At 29.3% G+C, this 972-nt stretch carries 1 protein-coding gene; it reads left to right on the top strand.

The annotated features are described in order from the left end of the window. Window positions 1-113: 113 nt before the first annotated feature. Window positions 114-972, top strand: an 859-nt coding sequence (glyA, locus tag LDP10_RS02965) for a serine hydroxymethyltransferase (RefSeq protein WP_265197255.1), incomplete at its 3' end; no start/stop codon positions are given.

Below are 972 nucleotides of genomic sequence, written 5' to 3'. Positions count from 1 at the left end.
ATTTCATAATTTTTCAATTTTATTATTACATAGTAATATTATTATATATTTTCAATTATATATAATTGATGTTGTTATTTAAAACAATATAATTTTTAAAAATAGGATAATTAATGTTAAAAAATAACATGACAATTGCGGAATATGATCCAGATATTTGGACGTTTATAGAACAAGAAAAATTGCGTCAAGAAAATCATATAGAATTAATAGCTTCAGAAAATTATGTTAGTTCATATGTCATGCTTGCACAAGGTTCACAGCTCACGAATAAATATGCAGAAGGATATCCTGGGAAAAGATATTATGGAGGATGTCATAATGTTGATTTAATAGAAAAATTAGCCATAGAAAGAGCAAAAACATTGTTTAATGCTGATTATGCTAATGTACAACCGCATTCTGGATCTCAAGCTAATTTTGCAGTATATAATGCTTTATTAAAACCAGGAGATTTAATATTAGGGATGGAATTATCCCACGGAGGACATTTAACTCACGGTTCTTCCGTAAATTTTTCTGGAAAATTATATAATTCGATTTCGTATGGTACTGATATAAATGGTGAAATTGATTACTTACAATTAGAAAAATTAGCAAAAAAAAATAATCCTAAAATCATTATTGGTGGATTTTCAGCATATTCTGGATTATGTAATTGGGAGAGAATGCGTTATATTGCAGACAGTATTAATGCTTATTTACTAGTTGATATAGCTCATGTTGCTGGTTTAGTTGCTACAGGATTATATCCCGATCCATTGGATCATGCACACGTTGTAACATCAACAACCCACAAAACTTTAGCAGGTCCTAGAGGTGGTTTAATATTAATTAAAAATGGAACTACGGATTTATATCGTCAAATAGATTCTTCCGTATTTCCAGGTATTCAAGGAGGGCCTTTAATGCATGTAATTGCAGCTAAAGCAATAGCTTTTAAAGAAGCAATGGAACCATCTTTTAAAAAAT

The sequence above is a fragment of the Buchnera aphidicola (Pemphigus obesinymphae) genome (genome assembly GCF_026122815.1).
Taxonomy (GTDB): domain Bacteria; phylum Pseudomonadota; class Gammaproteobacteria; order Enterobacterales; family Enterobacteriaceae; genus Buchnera_C; species Buchnera_C aphidicola_BJ.
This window is presented reverse-complemented; position numbering and strand designations above follow the sequence as displayed.